The following is a 23,291-nucleotide window of genomic DNA, read 5'->3' as shown; positions in this document are numbered from 1 at the left end:
CAGCGAGCCGGACGGCTGCGGATCGCGGCACGGTGGTCGATTGTTAGCGTTAACAACAGCACAGTCAAACCCGGCGGGCCGGTCCGGTGGACCGCCGCACGATCAGCTGCGGCAGCACCGGCTGGGACTCCAGCGGTTCTCCGCGCAGCCGGGCGAGCACCAGCTCGACGCCCCGGCGGCCCAGCTCGGCGAAGTCCTGCCGCACCGTGGTGAGCGGCGGGCTGAAGTACTCGCACTCGGGCACGTCGTCGAAGCCCACGACGCTGATGTCCCCGGGGACCGACAGCCCCTCGTCGGCCAGGGCGCTGAGCAGTCCCAGCGCCATCTGGTCGTTGGCCACGAAGACGGCGGTGACGTCCTCCTGCCCGGCCCGCACCCGTGCGGCGAGCGCCCGGCCGGCCGCGTGCCCCGCGGAGGCCCACCAGTCCCCGCACAGTGGTTCGGGCACGGGGGCCCCGGCCTGCTCCAGGGCGCGACGCCAGCCGACCACGCGACCCCGGGCCTCCAGCGAGTCCGGTGGCCCGGTGACGTGGTGCACCGTGCGGTGCCCGAGCTCGAGCAGGTGGCGGGTGGCCAGCTCGGCCCCCACCTCCTGCGCGACCCACACCGTGGGCCGGGACTCGTCCCGGCCCACCTGCACAGCGATCAGCGGCACCGGCGCCTCGAACCGCCGCAGCGCCTCCACCGCCTGGCCGTAGGTGGAGAGGGCGACCACCGCGTCGACGGACTGGGCCACGAAGCGGTCGACCGCCTCGCGCATCGCCGCTTCGCTGTCGTCGTCCAGGATGGCGACGCCGAGGGAGTAGCCGGCCGCGCGGGCGGCCTTCTCCAGCCCGAGCAGCGTCTGCGCCGGCCCGTACTGGTTGATGTGCGAGATCACCAGCCCGAACGAGCGGGTGGACCCGGTGACCAGGGCACGGGCCGCCGCGTTCGGCCGGTAGCCGAGCTCGGTGATGGCCCGCTGGACGCGTTCCCTGGTCGCCGGCGCCACGTTCGGGTGCCCGTTGACGACCCGGGACACCGTCTGGTGCGAGACGCCGGCGTGCACGGCGACGTCGGACAGTGCCAACGCGCGCGGCGCTCCATCGGGCAGCACGGTTCCCCCTTCAGCAGAGGGCGGCGCCGATGCCGTCCTCGAGGTGAGGACGGCGCCGGTGCCGCCCTCGACTTGGTGGCTCCGCGACCTACGTCAGCGGGAGGCTCCGGCGCGCCGCTTGTTGTAGACGTCGAAGGCGACGGCCAGCAGCAGCACGAGGCCCTTGACCACGGACTGGATCGACTGGTCGACGCCCAGGAGCGACATGCCGTTGCTCATGACCGCCATGATCAGACCACCGACCATGGCCCCGACCACGGTGCCGACACCGCCGGTGACCGCCGCGCCACCGATGAAGGCAGCGGCGATGGCGTCCAGCTCGAACATCTCACCGGCGGCCGGCTGGGCACCGTTGGAGCGGCTGGAGTAGATGACCCCGGCCACCGCGGACAGGAAGCCCATGTTGACGAAGATCCAGAAGTTGACGGCCTTGACCTTGACGCCGGACAGCGTCGCCGCCGAGAGGTTGCCGCCGATCGCGTACACCTGCCGCCCGAACACCGTGTTCTTGGTGATCAGGCCGTAGGCGATCGCCAGCACACCCAGGATGATCAGCACGATGGGGAGGCCGCGGGCGTTGGCCAGCTGCCAGGCGAAGGCCATCACGACCGCGCCGACGGCGAGGACCTTGACGATGAACAGCGCCAGGGACTCGACCGGCTGCCCGTAGCGCGTCCGGGCGGCACGTGAGCGCCACCCGCTGACCGCGTAACCGGCCACCGCGACGGCGCCGATGACCAGGGTGAAGGTGTCGTAGCCGTAGCCGCCGAGCAGGCCGTTGAGGAACCCGCTGGCCACGTCGCGGTACTCCGCCGGGAACGGCGACAGCGAGACGTTGTCCAGCACCTGCAGCGTCAGCCCGCGGAACAGCAGCATGCCGGCGAGGGTCACGATGAACGCCGGGATGCCGACGTAGGCGACCCAGAAGCCGTGCCAGGCGCCGACGAGCAGGCCCACCGCGATGGCGGCCAGGACGCCGGCCCACCAGGGCAGGCCCCGGTCGATGACCAGCACGGCGGAGACCGCCCCGGTGAGCGCGACCACCGACCCCACGGAGAGGTCGATGTGCCCGGCGATGATCACGATGACCATGCCGATGGCGAGCACCAGGATGTAGGAGTACTGCAGGACCAGGTTGGTGACGTTCCCGGCGCTGAGCAGCGTGCCGTCGGTCAGGAACGTGAAGAGGGCGACGATCGCGATGAAGGCGATGTAGATGCCGCTCTGGCGCAGGTTGCTGCGGAGGAACTCGCGCATGTTGCCCGAACCGCTCTGCCCGGCGGGCTTGGGCGTGAACTCGGCGTTCGGCGGGGTCTGGCCCGCTTCTGGGGGAACGGTCCTGGTCATGCTGCGAGCTCCCTCTCCTTGGTCATGAGCGCCATCAGGCTCTCCTGGGTGGCCTCACGCACCGGCACCTCACCGGTGATCCGGCCGGCGGACAGCGTGTAGACGCGGTCGCAGGTGCCGAGCAGCTCGGGCAGCTCGGACGAGATGACGACGACGGCCTTCCCGGCCGCCACGAGGTCGTTGATGATCGTGTAGATCTCGTACTTGGCGCCCACGTCGATGCCGCGGGTGGGCTCGTCGAGGATGAGCACGTCCGGGTCCGTGTAGAGCCACTTGGACAGGACGACCTTCTGCTGGTTGCCGCCGGAGAGCTTGCCCACGATCGACGAGACGCTGGGCGCCTTGATGTTCATGCTCTTCCGGCTGGACTCGGCGACCTTGGTCTCCTCGTTGCTGTTCACCCAGCCACGGCGGGACAGCTTGCCGAGCCCGGCTGCGGAGATGTTCCGCCGGATGTCCTCGATCAGGTTGAGGCCGTACTTCTTGCGGTCCTCGGTCGCGTAGGCGATGCCGTTGTCGATCGCCTCGGTGACGGTGCGGGTCCGCACCTCCTTGCCGTGCATGAAGACCCGCCCGGAGATGTCCCGGCCGTAGGAGCGGCCGAAGATGCTCATCGCGAGCTCGGTGCGCCCGGCGCCCATCAGCCCGGCGATGCCGACGACCTCACCGGCGCGCACGGAGAGGTTGGCGTGGTCGACCACCAGGCGGTCCTGGGTGGGGTGCTTGACCGTCCAGTCCTCGACGCGGAGGACCTCCGCGCCCGGGTGCGACTCGCGCTCGGGGTAGTAGGACTCCAGGTCGCGGCCGACCATGCCGCGGATGATCCGGTCCTGGGTGACCTCGCCGGCGTGCAGGCTCAGCGTCTCGACGGTCTGCCCGTCCCGGATGATCGTCACGTTGTCGGCGATCGCGGTGATCTCGTTCAGCTTGTGCGAGATGATGATCGAGGTGATCCCGCGCTCCTGCAGCGTGCGGAGCAGGCCGAGCAGGTGCGCGGAGTCGGTGTCGTTGAGCGCCGCGGTGGGCTCGTCCAGGATGAGCAGCTTCACGTCCTTGGACAGCGCCTTGGCGATCTCCACCAGCTGCTGCTTGCCGACGCCGAGCTGGCCGACGGGGATGAGCGGGTTCTCGTCCAGGCCCACGGAGTCCAGCAGCTCACCCGCCTCGGCGTTGACCTTGTTCCAGTTGATCAGGCCGCCACGGCCACGGCGCTCGTTGCCCAGGAAGATGTTCTCCGCGATGGAGAGGTAGGGCACCAGCGCGAGCTCCTGGTGGATGATCGCGATCCCCACGTGCTCGCTGTCGCGGATGCCGGAGAACCGGCACACGTCGCCGTCGAAGACGATCTCACCGTCGTAGCTGCCGGCCGGGTAGACGCCGGAGAGCACCTTCATCAGCGTGGACTTGCCCGCGCCGTTCTCACCACAGATCGCGTGGACCTCGCCGCGTCGCACGGTCAGCGACACGTCCTCCAGGGCCTTGACCCCGGGGAAGGTCTTGGTGATGGAGCGCATCTCCAGGATGTTGTCGTCCATGGACTCCGTCGTCCTCGTCATTCACAAGGGATGGATGGACCGAGTGCGGGTCACTCGGGGTGTGGAGCTGCGGTCGCCCCACCGGCAGGTGGGGTGGAACCGGCCGGGTCCGGCAGCATGCTGCCGGACCCGGCCGGGACTGGGGGACGGACGTCAGTCCGTCTGACCGGCGGCGACCTCTTCGGCCGTGTAGTAGCCGGAGTCGATCAGGACCGACTCGATGTCGTCCTGGTAGACCGTCTCGATCGGGAGCAGGTAGGACGGGACGACCTTGACACCGTTGTCGTAGGTCTCGGTGTCGTTGGCCTCCGGCACCTCGCCCTCGAGGTAGGCGGTGGCGGCGGCGACGGCCTGCTCGGCCAGCAGCCGGGTGTCCTTGAACACCGTGGAGTCCTGGACGTTGTCGGCGATCAGCTTGACCGACGCGATCTCGGCGTCCTGCCCGGTGATCACCGGCATCGGCTTGGGCTGGGCGTCCTGCGTCGGGCCGTAGCCGGCGTTCTGCAGCGCGGTGATGATGCCGCGGGAGATGCCGTCGTAGGGCGACAGGACGCCGTTGACGGCCGAGCCGTCGTTGTAGCTGGAGGTGAGCAGGTCCTCCATGCGCCGCTGGGCGGTCTCCTGCGACCAGCGCAGCGTGGCGGCCTGCTCGATGCCGGTCTGGCCGGACTTGACGACGAGCGTGCCGTTGTCGATGTAGGGCTGCAGGACCGACATGGCGCCGTCGAAGAAGAAGCCGGCGTTGTTGTCGTCCAGCGAGCCGGCGAACAGCTCGATGTTGAACGGCCCGGTGGCCCCGGTCGGGTTGCCCTCTTCGTCGGTGATGCCCAGGCCGTTCAGCAGGGCAGTGCCCTGTGCGACGCCGACCTTGAAGTTGTCGAAGCTGACGTAGAAGTCGACGTTCTCGGTCTCCCGGATCAGCCGGTCGTAGCTGATCACCGGGATGTCCTGGTCGGCCGCGTTCTGCAGCTGCGCGCTGAGCGCGGTGCCGTCGATCGCCGCGACGATCAGTGCGTCGACACCCTGGGCGATCATCTGGTCGATCTGCTGCGACTGGGTCGGGATGTCGTCACCGGCGTACAGCAGCTCGACGTCGTACCCGGCCGACTCGAGCTGGTCCTCGACGTTGGCGCCGTCGGCGATCCAGCGCTCGGAGGTCTCGGTCGGCATCGAGACGCCGATGGTGAGGTCCGACGGGTCGGCGTCCGCGGTGTTCGTGTTGCTGCCGGCACCCTCGCCGCCACATGCGCTGAGGGTGAGCGCCAGCGAGGCGCCGAGGGCGGTCAGTCCGAGCTTCTTGTTCACTGCCACATCTCTCCTTCGAGACATCTGCCCCCTGATGGCGCAGGCCCGCCGCTGCGGGCTGAGACAGTGTGAGCGTTAACAACCCCGGTCCGTCAAGCCCGTCACCCCAAGTTGATCGTCACGGTCGCGTAACGGTCCGTTCACCAGCCGCCCCGCCAGGCGAGCCGGCGCGCCGGACCGTGGCGGAGGTCACCCGCCGGGGGTGCACCGGTGCACCGGCAGCTCAGGGCTGGGGCGGCTGTTCCCGGAGGTAGAGCTCGTGCAGGCCCCCGAGGGTCTGCTCGGGCCCGACGCTGTCGTCGGGGAGGTGGACCCCCAGGTCCTCCACGGCCACGAGGGCCTCCAGCCGCTGGACCGAGTCGAGCTCCAGGTCGTCACCCAGCCGGCTGCCGGGTCCGGCGTCGGCGAGGTCCACCTCCAGCTCCTCGGCCAGCCGGTCCCGGAACGCCTCCAGGGACAGTCGTCCGTCGGTCACTGCGTGGCCCCTTCCCGCTCGCCCGTCAGTTCGGCGACTGCCTGTTCGCGCAGCCGGTTCCGGCGCACCTCGCCGTACTCGTTCACCGGGATCTCCGGCACGAAACGGACCCGGTCCGGCTGCTTGGCCGGGGCGAGCTGCGCCCGGCAGTGCCGGCGGACGTCCTGGGCAGCTGGTTCCTGCTCCCCGCCGGGGACGACGAACAGCCACACCTGCTGGTCGCCGTGCACCGGCACGCCGACCGCCGCGCACCGCTCCACGCCCGGCAGCTCGGCGACCACCCGTTCCACCTCCGAGGGGTGGACGTTCTGCCCGCCCCGGACGATCAGGTCGTCGACTCGCCCCAGGATCCGGATGTTGCCGGCGTCGTCCTGGACCCCGAGGTCGCGGGTGTGCAGCCAGGGCTGGTCCCCGGCCGTGCCCGGCGGCCGGCACAGCAGCTCCCCCGGGGTGCCGGCGGGCACCTCGGCACCCGACTCGTCGACGATCCGCACCTCCGTGCCGGGGAACGGCCGGCCGACGGTCTCCGCCTGGGCCCGGAGGGGGTCCTCCAGGCGGGTCGCCAGCACCCCACCGCCCAGTTCGGTGGACCCGTAGCCCACCGTGACCGCGCAACCGAACCGGGTGCGCGCCCGCTCCACGAGGTCGGGGGCCGCCGGCCCGCCGCCCAACCCGATCACCAGCAGCGAGGACAGGTCGTAGCGCGAGACGTCCTCGACGCGGAGCAGCAGTTCCAGCATCGCCGGCGTCCCGGCCAGCACGTTCACCCCGTGGGCGTCGACCAGCTCCAGGACGCGGCGGGGGACGAAGCTGGGGGTGGTCACCAGGTCGTGCCCCAGCAGCAGCGACCCGGTCAGCACCTGGTGTCCCGCCATCGCGCGGAACGGGCTGGCGGTCAGCCAGGTCTGCCGGCCGCTGGCCTTCAGCAGCTTGGTGCCGTGCCGCGCGGTCACCGTGGCCACCTTCCGCACCCGGGTGACCGGGGAGCCGCCGAAGAAGGCGGCGTGCAGCCGCTGCAGGGCGATCAGCGGACGCACGACGGCGTGGTGGGTGAGCGGCACCGGCTTGGGGGCCCCGGTGGTCCCGGAGGTGAAGAAGACGGCGGCCGTGTCGTCCCGCCGGCGCACCGCCGGCGGCCCGGGCACCGGCGGCGGGGCGCCGGGGACCTGCCAGCCCTCACCGGTGGCGAGGACGTCGACCCGGCCGGCCGCCGGCGGGCGCTCGCGCTCGCCGACCGTCGCGCGCAGGTCGACCGCCTGGCCGACCTCGGCCAGCTCCCGGTCGGTCGACTGGCCGTCCAGCGGGACGACCACGCCCCCGAGCAGGACCGTGGCGAAGAAGGCCTCGGCGTAGCTGATCCCGTTGGGCAGCAGCAGACCCACCGCGTCCCCGGGCCCGAGGCCGGCGCCGCGCAGCTCCGCCGCCCGGTCCGCCGCCCGGGCGGCGAGCTCCCGCAGGGTCACCTGCGTGCCGTCGGCGACCAGCCGGGCGTCCCCGGCCGCTGCGGTGGCCGCGGCGAGGACCTCGCCGAGGGTCATGCTGGGACGGAGCGGGACCTGTCGCACGTGTCCTCCGGTGGCTGGGGATCGGGCTCGGTGGGCGGTCGGGGCGGTCTCAGCGCAGGTGCGCGAGCAGTCGGCGGGGGCTGCGCAGCACCGCGCCCTCGGGTGGCGGGGAGTCCTCGGCCAGCCGCAGGTCCGGCCAGCGGTCGAGCAGGACCCGGACGCACGTCGCGACCTCGGTGCGGGCCAGTTGCCAGCCGAGACAGCGGTGCACGCCGGTGCCGAAGGCCAGGTGGCCCGGGCCGCCGGTGCGGGTGGGATCGAAGCGGTCCGGGTCGGGGAAGCGGCGCTCGTCCCGGTTCGCCGAGCCCAGGTGCACCAGGACCGTGGCGCCCGCCGGGACCACGGTGTCCCCGACCCGGGTCGCGCACTCGGCCCGGCGGGAGGTCACCTGGACCGGCGCCTCCCAGCGCAGCGCCTCGTCGACCGCCGCCAGGGCCAGTGCCGGGTCGGCGCGGACCGCCGACGCCAGCCCGGGGTGGGCCAGGACGGCGTACAGGCAGGTCAGGATCGCCGGGTGCGCGGTCTCGGTGCCGGCCCAGGCCAGCAGGAGCAGGGACGCCACCACTTCGGCCTCGGCCAGCCGTTCCCCGTCGACCTCCAGCTGCGCCAGGGCGGTGACCACGTCGTCTCCCGGTCCGGTGGCGTGCAGCTGCCCGGCGAACGACCGGCGCAGCGCCCGGGCCGCCCGCAGCGCACCCCGCGGGTCGGACAGGAAGCCGGCCGCGGCCGACGCCAGCCCGGCGACCGCCGCCCACTCCTCCGCCGGGAGCCCCAGCAGCCGGACGAGCACCCGCGCCGGCACCTGGGCGCCCAGCAGCGGAGCAAGGTCGACCGGGCCGTCCGGGGCCGGCGCCAGCGCCGCGACCCGCTCGGTGACGACCGACTCGACCAGGGCGGCCACCGCCGGGTCGTCCGGGTGCAGGTGGGTGGCGAGCACCCGGCGCAGCGCCCGCCGGACCCGCGGCGCCCCGGTGAGCATCGACCGGCCGAGGACGGCGCCGTACCGCTCCTCGACCACCCCGACGGAGAACCGGGCGTCGTCGGCCAGGACCGCGGCGGCGTCGTCGTACCGGTAGACCGTCCACACCGCCCCGTCCGCGCCGAAGGCGGCCATCGGCTCGACGGGGGTCCGGGCGCGCTTGCCCGCGAGGGCGGCCGCCCGGGCGGCCGGCGGGCCGGCCGGCACACCGGGCAGCTGGAGGGGGAACCAGTCCACCGGGCCCGGCGCCGTGGCACCGGTGGCCATCGCGGCCCCGCCGGTGGTCATCGCGGCCCGCCGGCGGCGAGCCGGGCCAGTGGCCGCACCGGGTCGGCCAGGCCGCCGGTGAGCACGGCCTCCAGCCGGTCCAGGGCGGACTCGAGGTCGGCCCGGTCCCAGAGCCCGGGGTCGAAGAGCACCGCCACGCTGTGCTCGGCGCCCTGCCGCTCCACGGTGACGTCCAGGTCCACCGGGACCGCCCACGGGTGGGCCTCCACCGCCCCGGTGGCCGGGAACGTCGGCAGCACGTGTCCCCGCCGGCCGCCGAGGTCGAGGTCGGCCGGTGCGAAGTACTGCACGAGCGTGGCCGGCCGCCGCCCGCGGAGCAGGGCGACCGCCAGGCGGGGCGCGGTCTGCAGCAGCCGGACGAACGGGACGTCGCGGTGCCCCATCGCGGCCAGCACCGTGGTCCGTGCGGCGGCGACCGCGGCACCGAACGGCTGGGTCCGGTCCAGCCGCAGCCGCAGCGGCAGCGGTTCGGACAGGAAGCCGATCACCCGGCGGTCCGACCCCGACCGGCCGCCGTCCACGGTGAAGACGGTGGCGTCCAGGTGGTCCGGGTCGTCCCGGCCGTCGTCCAGCAGGGCACCGATCGCGGCCAGCAGCACCATGTACGGCGAGGCGCGGTGGACGGCGGTGAGCTCCAGCAACGCGGTCGACGCCGGGCCGCCGAGCGGCCGGGCCAGCAGCCCGGTCGCCCCGCCGGTCCGGCCCGCCCCGCTGCCCGGCAGGGCGCCCCGGCGGGCACCGGCCAGCTCCGTCCGCCACCAGGCCGAGAGCTCCTCGTGCCCGGCCGGGTCCGCCGCCCGCCGGGCCGCGGCGAGGGCGGCGTAGCCCGGTGGCTCCGGCGGCGCCGGGCGGCCGTCGCGGAGGCACGCGTACAGCTCGGCGGCCTCCTGCTGCAGCGCGTCGAGGGCGGCGACGTCGCCGGCCCAGTGGTGCAGGGCCAGGACCAGGGTCCCGCCGCGGTCGCGGGGCAGCCAGGCCGCCCGCAGCAGCGGGCCGGCCGCCAGGTCGTAGGGGGCGGTGGCGGCGGCGAGGACGCCGCGGCGGACCTCGTCGTCCCCGGCGCCCAGGGGCAGCGGCGCGATCTCGACCGTCACCGCCGAAGGACGGCACACCACCAGGCGCACCCCGTCGTCCTCCGGGACCGGCACGGTGCGGACGCCGTCGTGCCGCGCCACCACCGCGGTGAGCGCCCGGCCGAGCAGCGCCAGGTCCGGCGGTTCGGGGAAGTGGAAGGCCCGGTGCACCGCGCAGCGCGGGTCCAGCACCGTGCCCGGGCGCATCCGCTCGGCGAGCCACAACACCTCCTGCGGCCAGGACAGCGGCGGACCCCCGGCCGCGGGCCCACTCCCCGGCCCCGTCGCAGGCCCCGCCGCGGTCAGCACCCGGCGCCCGCCAGGCCGGTCCCGGGCAGCCCGGCGCGCGGCAGCATCCGGGTGGTCAGCGTGGCCCGGCCGACGACCCGCCCGGCGTCGTCCCGAACGACGCACTCGGTCCGCGCCGACCGCCGGCCGACCTCGACGACCTCGGCCTCGGCCCGGACCCGCTCCCCGGTCGGCTGGGCCCGGAAGTCGATCTCGGCCCGGACGGTGACCAGGCCGTAGCGGGAGACGTCGACCGCGCCGCTGGTGGCGACGGCGACGTTGCCGGCCACGTCGACGAGCGTGGCGAGCGCACCGCCGTGGAGCGGGCCGGCCTGGGTGCGGCAGTGGTCGGTGAGCGGCAGCTCGACCACCACCGGCCGCAGCCCGGTCAGCTCGAGCCCGAGGTGGTCGTGCAGCGGCAGTCGCAGCCCCGCCTGCAGCACCGCCAGCGGCACGTCGCCCAGGGACCCCTCGGCCAGCCGGGCCGCCACTGCGGGGTCCCCGGCCGGCGCCGGGTCCGGCCGCCCACCGGTGACGGTCATCGGGGCAGCTCCTGGCGGGCGAGCTTGCCGTTGCTGCCGCGGGGCAGTGCGTCCAGCTGCACCACCCGGCTGGGGATCTTGTAGCTGCTGAGCCGGTCGCCGAGCGCCTGCACCAGGTCGGCCCGGCTCACCGGCCGGTCGGCGACGACGTAGGCGCAGATCTCCGTGCGGCCCGACGGGAGCGGCTGCCCGACGACGGCGCAGTCCCGCAGCTCCAGCGCCTCCCGGCACACCGCCTCCACCTCGCGCGGGTCGACCTTCGCGCCGCCCACGTTGAGCTGGTCGTCCAGGCGGCCGCGCAGGTACAACTGCCCGTCGGGGCGCACCTCGGCGAGGTCGCCGGTGTGGTACCAGCCGTCCCGGAACCGGTCGGCGGTCAGCTCCGGGTCACCGGCGTAGCCCAGGGCCAGCGCCGGGGACCGGACCAGCAGCTCGCCCGTGCCCGTCGGCTGCGGCACCCCGCCCTCGGGCAGCACCCGGAGCTCCACGCCCGGCAGCGCCCGGCCCACCGAGCCGGGGACCCCCGCGACGTTCGTGCTGACGTGCCCGGTCTCGCTGGTGCCGTAGGCATCGGCCAGCGGCACGCCGATGCGCTCCCGCCAGGCGTCGGCCAGCGCCGGTGCCAGCGGCTCGCCGCCGACCATCGCCAGCCGGAGAGACGGCAGGGACGCCCCGGCGGCCAGCAGGAAGCGGTAGGGCAGCCCGACGCCCATCAGCAGGGTGATCGCGTGCTGCTCGGCCCAGGTCCGCACGGACTCCGGCGTCAGCGGCTGCGGCGGGAGCAGCACGGTGGCCCCACCGAGCAGGCCGGCCAGCAGGCCGGCGCCGAGCCCGTAGCCGTAGTGCAGCGGTGCGGTCACCAGGTAGCGGTCCCCCGGGCGTACGCCCAGGTCCCGGGCCTGGCTCAGCCGGAGCCGCACGGTGCCGTCGTTCGGGGTGAGCACGACCTTCGCCCGCCCGGTGGACCCGGACGTCGTGACGGCGTGGACCGCCACCGGGAGCCGGCCCTCGGCGAGCTCGCCGGTCAACGCCGTCCAGGCCTGCTGCTCCTCGGCCCCGGTCGCGGCGGGGTCCAGCAGCAGCACCGGCTCCTGCCCGGCCAGCGCGGCGAGGGCGACCCGGGCACCCGACGCCGTCGTCGGCAGCCGGACCACCCGCGGGTCCGCCGGTCGGTCCGCGGCAGCAGCACGCGCCTCGGCCACCACGGCCAGCACGTCGGCGTAGGTCAGGGTGCCGTCCGGTCCGGTGACCGCCGCGCGCGCCGGGTCGTCGCCGGCCGCGTCGGTCAGCAGTGCCAGCAGGTCCGTCTCCCCGGTCACCTGGTCGCCCCACGGCCCCCCGTCGGCGACGGGGAACACCAGCGTCTGGAGGCCGGCCAGCGTCGGCTCGGCGTAGAAGTCCTCCACGGGCACCGTCACGCCGAACTCGCCCACCACCCGCTCCAGCAGCACCTCGACGAGCAGGGACGACCCGCCGACCACGAAGAACCCGTCGTCGGCACCGACCCCGACGACGCCCAGGACGTCCTCGTAGAGCCCGCGGAGGGCGGCGGCCGGCTCGTCCCCGGGTGTGCGCACGGCCCCGTCCCGGGACGAGCTCAAGATGCGGCCTCCACCCGGTATTGAGACGATCCTCACATCCGTAGGCCCCACCGTACCCAGCCCCGGTAGCGGTCGCACTCGGAGAGAGCGCAGGCCCGGCGTCCTGTCCAGGGTCACCGGCCGACGAGGCCACGGCCGACGCGACAGCCATCCCAGGAGGAAACGTGAGCGAGAGGTCCGACAGGAACTACCGGGCGATCCGGGACATGGGTCTGGCAGCCTGGTGGGGCAGTTCGCTCGCCGCGCTGGGCTCCCTGCTCCGGGGCGTCGGCGGGGCGATCGACGACCCGGCCGAGCGCGCCCGGGTGCTCGACTCAGGGTGGAAGGCGTCCCGCGGCCTGACCGCCGGGGCGGTGACCGCCTACGTGTGGGGCACCAGCATGGCGCGCTACGACGGCGCCCCGTTCGACAACGGCGTGCCGAAGTGGATCAAGGACGGCCCCGAGGACGCGATGCGGGCCACCCTGACCGGGGTGGCGCTCGGCGCATCCGTGGCCGCCATGAAGGCCCGCAACAAGGGCAACGAGATCTACGCGAAGCGCGCCTCGACCGTGACCGCGGTCGGCACCCCCGCCGGCACCGCGACCGGCACGGTGGTGACGCTCAGCCCCGAGGAGAAGGGGCGGGCCGAACGGCTCGAGCGGATCGGGCACGCCTGGCACGTCATCGTGCCGGCGGCGGTCGGGGCCCTGATGTTCTCCCACCTCAAGCAGGACATGCGGGAGACGTCGCACAAGTCCCGCTTCCGCCGCTGACCTGCCGGGTGAGCACACCGGAGGGCGTCGGGGACCACGACCGGCCCCCGACGCCGTCCGGACCGGCCACGGCCGGTGCGGTGACCCGGACCCCCGGGGAGCCGCGCCGGGTGGCCCCGACCCCGGACGTCGTCGACTACGTCCTCGCGCACAGCACCCCGGCCCATCCGGTTCAGGAGCTGCTGGTCGCCCGGACCCGTCAGCAGTACCCGCGGCACGCGACCATGCAGATCGCCCCCGAGCAGGGCCCGCTGCTCACCCTGCTGACCCACCTGGTGGGCGCCCGGCAGGCGGTGGAGATCGGCACGTTCACCGGGTACTCGTCGATCTCGATCGCCCGGGCCCTGCCACCGGGCGGGCGGCTGCTGTGCTGCGACATCAGCGCGGCGGCGACCACGACGGCCGCCCACGCCTGGGCCGAGGCGGGGCTCACCGACCGGGTCGAGCTCCGGCTCGGCCCGGCAGCGGAGACCCTCCGCGCGCTCCCCCGGGAGGAGCGCTTCGAGCTGGCCTTCGTCGACGCGGACAAGGCCGGCTACGCCACCTACCACGACGAGCTGCTCCCCCGGGTCCGGCCGGGTGGGCTGCTGGTGTACGACAACACGCTGCTGGGCGGCCGGGTGCTGGACCCGGCCGCGTCCGGGGACGCCGCGGCGCTCCGGGCCTTCAACAGCCGGCTGGTGGCCGACGACCGGGTGGAGGTGGTCGTGCTGCCGATGGCCGACGGCCTCACCCTGGCCCGCAAGCGGTGACCGCCGGGCGACGCCCGACCGGGACGACACGACCAGAGACGGAGCCGACCGCATGACTCAGCAGGAGACGGTGTTCTACCGCGAGACCGACGCCGACCCCGCGGCGCTCGCCGGCGCCGCCGTGACGGTGCTCGGGTACGGCAACCTGGGCCGGTCGGTGGCGCTGAACCTGCGCGACCGCGGTCTGGCGGTGACCGTCGGCAACATCGACGACGACCACCGCCTGCGCGCGGTGGCCGAGGGGTTCGAGGTCCTCGACCTCGGCGAGGCCGTGGTCGGCGCGGACGTCGTCTACCTGCTGCTGCCCGACGAGGCGATCCCCCAGGTCTTCCGCGAGCAGGTCGCGCCGCGGCTCACCCCCGGGTCGGCGATCTGCTTCGCGTCCGGCTACGTGCTCGCCTTCGGCCTGGTGCAGCCACCGGCGGGGGTCGACGTCCTGCTGCTGGCACCCCGAATGCTCGGCGAGGAGGTCCGGACGACGTTCGTGGAGGGCAGCGGCTTCCTCAGCTACGTCAACGTGGAGCAGGACGCCACCGGCCGGGCCCAGGAGCGGCTGCTCGCGCTGGCCTCGGCGGTCGGCTCGCTGCGGCGGGGCGCGATCCAGCTGAGCGCCGAGCAGGAGGCCACCCTCGACCTGTTCATCGAGCAGAGCGTCGGCTCCTACCTGGGCACCACCTTCCAGCTGGCGTTCCGGCTGGGCCTGGAGGCCGGGCTCCCGGCCGAGGCCCTGGTCAGCGAGCTCTACCTGTCCGGGGAGATGTCGCGGGTGATCAGCACGATGGCCAGCGCGGGGTTCTTCGAGTCGGTCCGCTCGCACGGTCTGGTGGCGATGTACGGCGGCTTCCTGGGCACGATGGGCCAGGACGCCGAGGGCATGGAACGGCACTTCCGCGACGTCCTGGCGCAGATCCGGTCCGGCGGGTTCGCGCAGAAGCTCCAGGAGGAGGAGGCCAAGGGCTACCCGATCGTCGAGCTGATCAACGCGGTCACCGACAGCGACAACCCGCTCACGACCGCTGAGGAGCGGGTCCGGAAGGAGCTCGGGGAGCCCGACGTGGCCGGCCGTACAGCAGCCGAGCCACTCTGATCCACGTCCCGGCACCGCCGATCCGGGGGAACCACTGCAGCTCCCGGCGCGGCTGCAGCCGGCTGTCGGTCAGGGTCTGGGTGTAGCAGTACGCGCGCAGACCCTCCGCCCCGCCCTGCCGGCCGGTCCCGGACGCCCCCCGACCACCGAAGGGCAGGCCGGGGGCGGCGTAGTTGACCAGGCAGTCGTTGACCGCCACCGCGCCGACCCGCAGCCGCCCGGCCAGCGACCGCCCGCGGGCCCGGTCGGCCGTCCAGACCGAGGCCTGCAGCCCGTAGGCCGAGTCGTTGGCCAGCCGGACCGCCGTCTCCTCGTCGGGCACCGACACCACCGGCAGGACCGGCCCGAAGGTCTCCTGCTGCACCAGGTCGGAGCCCTGCTGGACGGCGGAGAGCAGCGTCGGCTCCAGGTGGTCCCGGGACCCGATCCGGACCCGCCGGCCACCGCGGTGCAGCCGCGCACCCGCGACCACCGCCTCCCGGACCTGCCGCTGGACGGTCGCCAGCGTGGCCGGCAGGACCATCGGCCCGATGTCCCGGCGGCCCCCGCCGCCCACCGTGAGGTCGTCGAAGGCCCGTTCCAGCTCGGCGAGGAACCGGTCGTGCACGGCGGCGACGACGTACAGCCGCTCGATCGACACGCAGGACTGGCCGGCGTTGAAGCACGCACCCCAGGCCGCCGCCCGGGCCGCCCGCCGGAGGTCGGCGTCCGCCAGGACGATCATGGCGTCGGTGCCCCCCAGCTCGGCCACGACCGGCGTCAGCCGGTCGGCGGCGAGCGCGGCGACCCGGCGGCCGGTCGCCGCCGACCCGGTCACCGAGATGACGTCGACGTCGGCGGTGACCAGCAGCTCGCCCACCTCGGCCCCGCCCGGCACGACCCGCAGCACGTCCGGGGGGAAGCCGGCCTCGGCCACCAGGTGCTCGACCAGCCGGGCCGCGTCCGGGGTGTGCTCGGAGGGCTTGAGGACGACGGTGCACCCGGCGGCCAGCGCGGTCGTCGCGGGCAGCAGCGCCAGCAGGAAGGGGTAGTTCCACGGCGCCAGCACGGCGGCGACCCCGCGCGGCCGGGCGTGCACCTCCGTCCGCTTGTGCACCAGCGGCCAGACGGTGGTCCGCCGGCCGGCGAGCGCACCGGCGGTGTGCCGGGCCAGCCAGTCCAGGTGTGCCGCGGCGTGCAGCACCTCCGCCACCGCGATGTCGGCCGGGTGCCGGCCGGTCTCCGCCCGCACGGTGGCCACGATCTCCTCGGCCCGGTCCAGGACGACCTGGCGCAGTGCCCGCAGCCGCGCCTGGCGGTCGGCCGCCGGTGTGGCCGACCACCCCGGGAAGGCGCGCCGGGCGGCCGCGACCGCGTCCTCGACCGTGCCGGCGTCGGCGACGTCCATGTCTCCCCCTCGGGTCTGCAGCGGACGGTGGACGGCCCCGCCGCAGGCTGGCAGGTGACCTCCGTCACTGGCACGATGCCCGCATGCGCGGGCTGATGCAGGACGTCCCCCTGACCATCGACACGATCTTCCGGCACGCCGAGCAGCACCACGGCGACGTCCCGATCGTCACCAACAACCCCAGCGGCAAGGTGCGCACCACCTACGCCGAGTGGGCAGCCCGCACCCGGCGGCTGGGCGGGGTGCTGGACACCCTGGGCATCAGCGCCGACGGCCGGGTGGGCACCTTCGCCTGGAACTCCGCCCGCCACCTGGAGCTCTACTTCGCCGCGCCCTGCACCGGGCGGGTGCTGCACACCCTCAACGTGCGCCTCTTCCCCGAGCAGCTGACCTACATCGCCAACCACGCCGAGGACGAGGTCGTCTTCGTCGACCGCACCGTGCTGCCCCTGCTGTGGCCGCTGATCGACACGATGACGACCGTCCGCCACGTGGTGGTGATGGACGACGGCGGTGACAACGAGATCCCCGACGACCCGCGGGTGCTCGACTACGAGGCGCTGCTGGCCGACGCCGAACCGGTCGAGTTCTCCACCACGGACGAGAACGCGGCCGCCTCCATGTGCTACACCAGCGGCACCACGGGCAACCCGAAGGGCGTCGTCTACACCCACCGGTCCACGGTGCTGCACACCATGGCCGTGATCTCCCCCAACGGCTTCGGCATCGGGGTCGAGGACGTCGCGATGCCCGTCGTCCCGATGTTCCACGCCAACGCCTGGGGCATCGCCCAGGCCGCCCCGGCCGCCGGCGCGGCGATGGTGTTCCCCGGGGCGATGATGCAGCCGCAGGCGCTGGCCGACCTGATCGTCGACGAGGGGGTCACCTTCACCGCCGGCGTGCCCACCATCTGGCAGGGCATGCTGCCGCACCTGGCCGGGCGCCCGCACCGGCTGCGCAAGATCGGCTGCGGCGGTTCCGCCGTCCCCAAGGGGCTGTCGGAGGCCTACCGCGAGCAGGTGGGCCTGCCGATCTACCAGGCGTGGGGCATGACCGAGACCCACCCGGTCGCCTCCGGTGGCACGCTGTCGACCCGCTGGGCGGACGCCGACGAGGCCACCAAGGCCGAGCGGCGGGCCCGGGCCGGCCTGCCGCTGTTCGGCGTGCAGGCCCGGATCGTCGACGCGGACACCCTCGAGGAGCAGCCCTGGGACGACAAGGCCACCGGTGAGCTCCAGGTCCGCGGCCCGTGGTGCGCGAAGGAGTACTACGAGCCCGACGCCGGCGTGGAGCTGACCACCCCCGACGGCTGGATGAAGACCGGGGACGTCGCCGCGCTGGACGAGTTCGGCAACATCCGGATCGCCGACCGCACCAAGGACCTGATCAAGTCCGGTGGCGAGTGGATCTCCTCGGTCGACCTGGAGAACGCGATCATGAGCCACCCGGCGGTCGCCGAGGCCGCGGTCATCGCGATCCCGCACCCCAAGTGGGACGAGCGGCCGCTGGCCTGCGTCGTCCTCAAGCCCGGGGAGCAGGCCACCGAGCAGGAGATCCTCGACCACATCACCCCGCTGGTGGCCAAGTGGTGGCTGCCCGAAGCGGTCGAGTTCATCGACGAGGTGCCCAAGACCAGCGTCGGCAAGTTCTCCAAGAAGGACCTGCGCTCCCGCTTCGCCGACTACCCGACGAGCTAGACGACGTAGGGCGGCCGGCCGGTCTCGCTCACCATCGGCCGGCCGGCGGCGTCCCACTCGCCCATCCCGCCGCCGACGTTCACCGCGTCGTAGCCGTTCTGGTTGAGCCAGGCGGTCACCCGCGCCGAGCGCCCCCCGCTGCGGCAGGTGACGTAGAGCGGGTCGCCCTCGGGCACCTCGCCGAGCCGGGCGGGGACGTCGCCCATCGGGATGTGCGTCGCGCCCTGGACGTGCCCGGCGGACCACTCGTCGTCCTCGCGCACGTCCAGCACGACGGCGTCGTCGGGCACCTCGGCGGCGGGCACGGTCGGGACCTGCTGCGGCATCATCACGCGATCCATCGTGGCACGCAGGGGGGCGCGCCACCGGCGGTGCGGTCCCTCGGCCGGCCCGGCACTGCGAGGATGGACCCGATGTCCGCTCCCCCGCCGGCCCCCGTCCGGGAACCCGCCTGGTCGCTGTCCCGCGCCGCGATCGGGCTCTGGGTGACGCAGGCGGTCCTCGGCACGGTCGTGTACGGGGCGATCGTGGCGGCCGCGATCGTCTTCGTGCCCGCCGACGCCGGCTGGGCCGTCCCCCTGCTGCGCTGGCTGGGTCCGGCCTTCGTGCTGGGCTACGCCGTGGTCGCGATCGCGATCCGCCCGCGGCTGCGCTACCGGGTGCACCGCTGGGAGGTCACCGCCGAGGCGGTCTACACGCTCACCGGCTGGCTGACCCGCACCTGGACCCTGGTGCCGATCTCCCGGATCCAGACCGTCGACGTCAACCGCGGGGTGTTCCAGCAGCTGTTCGGCCTGGCGACCGTCGCGGTGCTGACGGCGTCCTCGCAGGGCACCGTCCGGGTGCCGCACCTGGAGGTGGACGTGGCCCGGCGGGTGGCCGAGGACCTCGCGCGGCGGGCGGAGCTCGTGCGCGACGAGGCCACGTGACCGGCGCACCCGAGGCGCTCGGGCGGCGGACGTCGCCGTGGGTGCTGCTGCTGCACACCGTGACCTTCCGCCAGGCGCGGGCCCTGGTGCCGGCGGTGCTGGCCCTCGGGGTCACCCGCGGCCTCGGCGACGGCCTGGGCACGGTGGTCGCGCTGGTCGTCGGGATCACCGTGCTCTCGCTGCTGGGCGCGGCGATCAGCTGGTGGCGGTTCAGCTACACCGACGGGGACTCCGCCGTCGTCGTCACCCGCGGGCTGCTCTCCCGGTCGGCGCGCACGGTGCCCAACGACCGGATCCGCGGGGTGGAGGTCGAGGCGCCGGTGCTGCACCGGCTGCTGGGGCTCGTCCGGGTGCGGATCGACGCGGCGGCCGGCTCGGTGACCAGCGAGGAGGAGCTGGTCATCGACGGCGTCACCCGCGCCGAGGGCGACCGGCTGCGCCACCGGCTGCTCACCCACGCCGCCTCCGCGCAGGACTCCGAGGCCGGCCGGCACGCCGCCGACGACCCGGAGGAGGAGCTGCTCCGCTTCGACTACCGCTGGCTGGTCTACGCCCCGCTGGTGGGCAGCTACCTGGCGGTGCCGCTGGCCGCCGGCGGCGCGCTGCTCCGGGCCGCCGAGGAGCTGCCCGACCAGTTCCAGCCGGAGTTCTGGTCACCGGACGTCTCCGACACCCGGATCGTGGTCCGGCTGGTGGTCGGTGCGCTGCTGCTGCTGATCCTCGGCTCGATCATCGGCAGCGCCCTGGTGAACTGGCGGTTCCGGCTGCTCCGGCGCGGTGGCGCGCTCGTCGCCGTCCGCGGCCTGGTCACCCGGCGGCACACCGAGCTGGACATCGACCGGATCCGCGGCTGCACGGTCAGCGAGGGGCTGGGCATGCGGCTGGTCGGCGCAGCCCGGGTCAGCGCCCTGGTCACCGGGCTCGGGGACGCCACGCGGCGGGGGCAGGTGCTGCCGCTGGGACCGGTGGAGCTGGCCCGCGCGCTCTCCGTCGAGCTCGTCGACCACCCCGGCCCGCTGCACCGGCACCCCCCGGCCGCCCGTCGGCGGAGCATCGCGCGGGGCACCGTGCCCGGGCTGCTGGTGACGGCCGCGGGCGGGGTGCTGATGGCGACGACGGGCTGGTGGTCGCTGCTGGCCGCCGGGGGCGCCCTCGTGCTGCTCGGCATCCCGCTCGGCCTGGCCCGCTACGACGCCCTGGGCCACGTGGCGGGCCCCCGGTCGTTCGCGATGCGCTCGGGGTGGCTGGTGCGCAGCCACACCGTGCTGCAGGACCGCGCCGTGGTGGGGTGGCAGGTACGGCAGTCCCTGGCCCAGCGCCGGGCCGGGCTGGTGACCGTGCTGGCGTGCGTCGGCGCCGGCAGCGGCGGCTACACCGCTCGGGACATGGCCGCCGACGAGGTCCCCGAGTTCGCCCAGGCCGCGTCCGGGAGCTGGGCGGCCACCCTCACGCCGTACGGCTGACCCTCCCCGGCGGACGGTCGGCCGGGCCAGGATGGCCCCGTGCCGATCGACGGAAGCGACCTCGAGACCCTCCTCCCGCCCCTGGAGGAGGCGCCGGGGCCACAGCTCACCGGCGCCGGCAGCGCCGACGGCCTGCGGTTCACCGGTCTGGAGCTCACCGGGGACGCGACCGGCGCCTCCTTCCTGGAGTGCGCGCTGGCCGGGTGCGACCTCGACGGCGTGCCCTTCGACCGGGCCCGGTTCGCCACGTGCCTGCTCGCCGACCTGCGGGCGGCCGGCTGGTCGCTCGTCGACGCGACACTGCTGGACGTCGTGGTCGACGGCGGACGGTTCGGCGCGGTCACCGCACACGGCGCCGAGCTCAGCCGGGTGGCCCTGCAGGAGGTGAAGGTGGACTTCCTCGACCTGCGGGGCGCCACCCTGGTCGACGTCACCCTCACCGGGTGCACCGTGGGCGAGCTGGACCTCACCGGCGCAGACCTGCGCGACCTGCGGCTCCTCGACTGCACGGTGGAGTCGCTCGTGCTCAGCGGCGCCCGCAGCCGTTCGGTCGACCTGCGCGGCGCCGAGGTGACCCGGCTCGACGGCGTGGCCGACCTGCGCGGCTGCACGATCAACACCGCCCAGCTGGCCGGCTGGTCCGCCGGGATGGCGGCCGAGCTGGGCATCCGGGTCGGCTGACCGCGGCCGCGCTCAACCGTCGAGGAGGCCGGTGAGCAGTCCGGACGCCGCCGCCGGGGCGTCCGGGGCGAGCAGGCCGGCCGCGGCCAGCACGTACCGGCCGTCCACGACCACCCGCGCGCCGGCCAGCACCCCACCGGCCCCGCCACGGTCGGCCGCCACCCGCTGCACCACCGCGGCCGTCGCCGCCGTCGGCGCGTGCCGGAAGACCCCGCCGGAGAGCACCACCAGCCCGACCCCGCGCGCACTCGCACCGCCCGGGCCGTAGGCCGCCTCGGCCCGCAGGTGCCGGCGCAGCGCCACCACCGCCGCGGCCTCGCCGAGGGCCAGCGGATCGTCCCCGGGTGCGGACAGCCCTTCACCCCCGGCCGCCTGCCGCAGCGCGTCGGCGCTGGCGTGCACCCCCAGGTCGCCCTCCACGGTGCGCCGCCGGGCCGGCACCCCGACCGCCGCCCGGTGCAGCGACGCCTGCTCGGCGTCGACGGCCGGCACGCAGTACACGTCGGTCGTCGCCCCACCGACGTCGAGCACCAGCACGCCCGGGGCCTCCACGCCGGCCCGCAGCTCCGCCAGCGCCGCCACGCCGTCGAGCACCGCGTCCGGCGTGACCGCCCGAACCCACCGGCTCAGCCGCGGGTCCGCCGACAGCCGGGCCCCGCCGATCACGTGGGTCAGGAAGACGTCGCGGATCGCCGCGCGGGCCGACTCCGGGGCCAGCCGCCCGATGTCGGGGAGCACGTTGTCGGCCGGGGTGACCGGGGTCCCGGCCGCCGCCAGGACGGCGCAGACCTCAGCCCGGACCGCCGCGTTCCCGGCCACGACCACCGGGACGGACCGAGGAAGGACCCCACTGCCCCCCAGCCCTCGCGGGCTCGCGCCGGGACCCTGCAGCGGGGCCGCCAGGGCGGCGGCGTTGTGCCGCAGCACGGTGGCGTCGCCGCCGTCCGTGCCGCCGACCAGCAGGACGACGTCCGGGGCGGCGGCCGCCAGCTGCCCGAGCGCCGCGGCGTCCAGCCGGCCCGCGGCCACGTGCACCACGCGGGCGCCGGCGGAGAGGGCGGCCCGGTGCCCGGCCTCCGCGCTGATCAGCTCCTCGTAGCCGACGACCGCCAGCCGCAGTCCCCCGCCGGCGCTGGAACAGGCGCGCACCGGCGCGTCCCACCCCTCCGTCGCGGCCAGGACGCCGGCCACCACGTCCCCCGGCGTCGTCGGCGCCTGGCGTGTGTCGACCAGCCGCCCGGTGGCCGGCTCGACCAGCGCCGCCTTGGTCCAGGTGGAGCCGATGTCGACGCAGGCGAGCAGGGTCACGCCGGCCGCAGCCCGGCGGCCGCCGCCCCCGCGGTGAGCTCGTCGAGCCCGAAGGCCTGCACCGGGCCGAGGGCGCCGGCGCCCCGGACCCCGCCGTCGGCGGCCCGGACCGCACCCCAGGCCAGCAGGTCCGCGGTCATCCCGTAGGGGTCGCCGCCGCGGAGCCGCACCCGGGCCACCCGCTCCCCCGACCGGTCGCGCACCTCGGCGACGACGTGGGTGCGGGCCTCCCCCTCGGTCGTCGGCGCGTCGGCGACCCGGCGCCCGACCAGGTCGGCGAACTGCTCCACCCGCGCCGTGGCCCCGGGCACCCGGCCCAGCCACGGGCCCAACGGCGCGAGCCGGTGCGCGACCGGCGTCGCCGGGCCGAACCAGGCCAGGTAGACGCCGACCTCACGCAGGGACGGCGACAGGTCGGGCAGCGTGAGGTGCTCCGAGCCGCCCACCGACAGCCCGCGGCGGGTGCGGCCGGCGACGTCGAACCGCCAGTCCCGCACCCCAGCCGGCTCCTCGACCAGCCGGCCCCCGCGCCAGGCGTGCCCCGGCTCCAGCAGCACCCCGATCAGCGAGACCAGCGTGCCGCGGGAGAAGCCCTGCCCCCCGCCGCCGCCGTCCAGGCCGTAGCCGACGTCCAGCCGGTACGCCCGGTCGCCGGCCTCGGCCAGGGCCAGCGCGCCGGCCAGCACCCCGGGCACGTAGTCGTGGCCGAAGGCGGTCAGCAGCACCGCGCCCGAGGCCTGCGCCCGCGGCCCGAACTCCTCGAACACCCGGCGCAGGAAGGGCGGTTCCCCCGTCGAGTCCAGGTAGACCGCCCCGGCGTCGGCGGCCGCGGCGACGGCGGCCTCCCCCAACCGCTGGAACGGCCCCACCGTGGTGACCAGCACGTCGCCCGCACCGAGCAGCGCGCGCACCGATCCCTGGTCGGTGACGTCGGCGGCCGCGGTCTCCAGCGGCCCGGCCGCGCCGCCGAGCCGGTCGGCGAGGGCGGCGAGCCGGGCGGGATCACGGCCGGCGAGCACCGGGCGCGCGCCGCGGGCGGCCAGGGCGGCCGCCGTCCGGCCGCCGGTGTGGCCGGTGGCACCGAGCAGGACGATCCGTGCAGGCATGGGCGGACCCTAGCCACGACGCGCCGCGGTAA

General features: G+C 75.0%; 21 protein-coding genes. 7 read left to right on the top strand and 14 right to left on the bottom strand.

The genetic code is table 11. The features are described from left to right. Positions 1-64: 64 nt before the first annotated feature. The 10 genes from O2W16_RS13675 to O2W16_RS13630 all read right to left on the bottom strand — a co-directional run bounded on the left by O2W16_RS13675 (position 65) and on the right by O2W16_RS13630 (position 12,070). Positions 65-1,069, bottom strand: coding sequence for a LacI family DNA-binding transcriptional regulator (locus O2W16_RS13675; protein WP_269159361.1), 1,005 nt, complete (start codon positions 1,067-1,069; stop codon positions 65-67). 120 nt (positions 1,070-1,189) lie between these two features. Beyond that, positions 1,190-2,443, bottom strand: a complete 1,254-nt coding sequence (mmsB, locus tag O2W16_RS13670) for a multiple monosaccharide ABC transporter permease (protein ID WP_269159360.1) — start codon at positions 2,441-2,443, stop codon at positions 1,190-1,192. After that, the gene (gene mmsA, locus O2W16_RS13665; RefSeq protein ID WP_269159359.1) at positions 2,440-3,978 is read right to left on the bottom strand and encodes a multiple monosaccharide ABC transporter ATP-binding protein; all 1,539 of its coding nucleotides are present in this window, start codon (positions 3,976-3,978) and stop codon (positions 2,440-2,442) included. The genes mmsB and mmsA overlap by 4 nt, the downstream gene beginning before the upstream one ends. 153 nt (positions 3,979-4,131) lie before the next feature. After that, positions 4,132-5,283: a multiple monosaccharide ABC transporter substrate-binding protein gene (gene chvE / locus O2W16_RS13660; protein ID WP_269159358.1), complete on the bottom strand. Its 1,152-nt coding sequence runs from the start codon at positions 5,281-5,283 to the stop codon at positions 4,132-4,134. Positions 5,284-5,506: 223 nt separating this feature from the next. Continuing rightward, positions 5,507-5,758 (bottom strand): acyl carrier protein, encoded by a 252-nt coding sequence (locus O2W16_RS13655; RefSeq protein WP_269159357.1) that lies wholly within the window; start codon positions 5,756-5,758, stop codon positions 5,507-5,509. Then, a complete protein-coding gene (locus O2W16_RS13650; RefSeq protein ID WP_269159356.1) occupies positions 5,755-7,296 on the bottom strand; it encodes a class I adenylate-forming enzyme family protein in 1,542 nt (513 codons plus the stop codon). The genes O2W16_RS13655 and O2W16_RS13650 overlap by 4 nt, the downstream gene beginning before the upstream one ends. Before the next feature lie 76 nt (positions 7,297-7,372). Beyond that, positions 7,373-8,590 carry a cytochrome P450 gene (locus O2W16_RS13645; RefSeq protein ID WP_269159355.1) on the bottom strand — a complete coding sequence of 406 codons (1,218 nt, stop codon included), beginning with the start codon at positions 8,588-8,590 and terminating at the stop codon, positions 7,373-7,375. After that, positions 8,587-9,972, bottom strand: coding sequence for a condensation domain-containing protein (locus O2W16_RS13640; RefSeq protein WP_269159354.1), 1,386 nt, complete (start codon positions 9,970-9,972; stop codon positions 8,587-8,589). The genes O2W16_RS13645 and O2W16_RS13640 overlap by 4 nt, the downstream gene beginning before the upstream one ends. Then, positions 9,966-10,493, bottom strand: coding sequence for a PaaI family thioesterase (locus tag O2W16_RS13635; RefSeq protein ID WP_269159353.1), 528 nt, complete (start codon positions 10,491-10,493; stop codon positions 9,966-9,968). Before O2W16_RS13635 ends, O2W16_RS13640 begins: the two co-directional genes overlap by 7 nt. Next, positions 10,490-12,070: an AMP-binding protein gene (locus O2W16_RS13630; RefSeq protein WP_269159352.1), complete on the bottom strand. Its 1,581-nt coding sequence runs from the start codon at positions 12,068-12,070 to the stop codon at positions 10,490-10,492. The genes O2W16_RS13635 and O2W16_RS13630 overlap by 4 nt, the downstream gene beginning before the upstream one ends. Before the next feature lie 188 nt (positions 12,071-12,258). Between O2W16_RS13630 and O2W16_RS13625 the strand changes: the two genes are divergently transcribed. The 3 genes from O2W16_RS13625 (at position 12,259) to O2W16_RS13615 (ending at position 14,688) form a co-directional block, all read left to right on the top strand. Further along, positions 12,259-12,849, top strand: a complete 591-nt coding sequence (locus O2W16_RS13625) for a hypothetical protein (protein WP_269159351.1) — start codon at positions 12,259-12,261, stop codon at positions 12,847-12,849. A gap of 80 nt (positions 12,850-12,929) precedes the next feature. Further along, the gene (locus O2W16_RS13620) at positions 12,930-13,601 is read left to right on the top strand and encodes an O-methyltransferase (protein WP_269159350.1); all 672 of its coding nucleotides are present in this window, start codon (positions 12,930-12,932) and stop codon (positions 13,599-13,601) included. Positions 13,602-13,653: 52 nt separating this feature from the next. Then, positions 13,654-14,688, top strand: coding sequence for an NAD(P)-binding domain-containing protein (locus O2W16_RS13615; protein ID WP_269159349.1), 1,035 nt, complete (start codon positions 13,654-13,656; stop codon positions 14,686-14,688). Here O2W16_RS13615 and O2W16_RS13610 read toward each other — a convergent pair. Further along, positions 14,609-16,075, bottom strand: a complete 1,467-nt coding sequence (locus O2W16_RS13610; RefSeq protein WP_269159348.1) for an aldehyde dehydrogenase family protein — start codon at positions 16,073-16,075, stop codon at positions 14,609-14,611. The genes O2W16_RS13615 and O2W16_RS13610 overlap by 80 nt on opposite strands. 83 nt (positions 16,076-16,158) lie before the next feature. Between O2W16_RS13610 and O2W16_RS13605 the strand changes: the two genes are divergently transcribed. Continuing rightward, on the top strand, positions 16,159-17,772 hold the full coding sequence (locus O2W16_RS13605; RefSeq protein WP_269159347.1) for a long-chain fatty acid--CoA ligase: 1,614 nt from the start codon (positions 16,159-16,161) through the stop codon (positions 17,770-17,772). Here O2W16_RS13605 and O2W16_RS13600 read toward each other — a convergent pair. Further along, positions 17,769-18,101: a rhodanese-like domain-containing protein gene (locus O2W16_RS13600; protein ID WP_166756047.1), complete on the bottom strand. Its 333-nt coding sequence runs from the start codon at positions 18,099-18,101 to the stop codon at positions 17,769-17,771. The two genes, O2W16_RS13605 and O2W16_RS13600, sit on opposite strands and share 4 nt — an antisense overlap. A gap of 84 nt (positions 18,102-18,185) precedes the next feature. On the opposite strand from O2W16_RS13600, the gene O2W16_RS13595 reads away from it, so the two are divergent. The 3 genes from O2W16_RS13595 to O2W16_RS13585 are packed head-to-tail and all read left to right on the top strand — an operon-like array spanning position 18,186 to position 20,845. Further along, the gene (locus O2W16_RS13595) at positions 18,186-18,701 is read left to right on the top strand and encodes a PH domain-containing protein (protein ID WP_269159346.1); all 516 of its coding nucleotides are present in this window, start codon (positions 18,186-18,188) and stop codon (positions 18,699-18,701) included. Then, entirely contained in the window at positions 18,698-20,164 is a 1,467-nt protein-coding gene (locus tag O2W16_RS13590; RefSeq protein WP_269159345.1) for a PH domain-containing protein, read from the top strand. Before O2W16_RS13595 ends, O2W16_RS13590 begins: the two co-directional genes overlap by 4 nt. 39 nt (positions 20,165-20,203) lie before the next feature. Next, positions 20,204-20,845, top strand: coding sequence for a pentapeptide repeat-containing protein (locus tag O2W16_RS13585; protein ID WP_269159344.1), 642 nt, complete (start codon positions 20,204-20,206; stop codon positions 20,843-20,845). A gap of 12 nt (positions 20,846-20,857) precedes the next feature. Here the strand turns inward: O2W16_RS13585 and O2W16_RS13580 are convergent, their stop codons facing one another. Together O2W16_RS13580 and O2W16_RS13575 are read right to left on the bottom strand one after the other, a co-directional pair. Continuing rightward, positions 20,858-22,153, bottom strand: a complete 1,296-nt coding sequence (locus tag O2W16_RS13580) for a glutamate mutase L (RefSeq protein WP_269159343.1) — start codon at positions 22,151-22,153, stop codon at positions 20,858-20,860. Beyond that, positions 22,150-23,259: a hypothetical protein gene (locus O2W16_RS13575; protein WP_269159342.1), complete on the bottom strand. Its 1,110-nt coding sequence runs from the start codon at positions 23,257-23,259 to the stop codon at positions 22,150-22,152. Before O2W16_RS13575 ends, O2W16_RS13580 begins: the two co-directional genes overlap by 4 nt. Positions 23,260-23,291: the final 32 nt, after the last annotated feature.

This window comes from Modestobacter sp. VKM Ac-2984 (assembly GCF_026967985.1).
In the GTDB taxonomy this organism is placed as follows: Bacteria; Actinomycetota; Actinomycetes; order Mycobacteriales; family Geodermatophilaceae; genus Modestobacter.
Note: the sequence above shows the minus strand (reverse complement) of the source record. Positions and strands in the feature narration are given on the sequence as shown.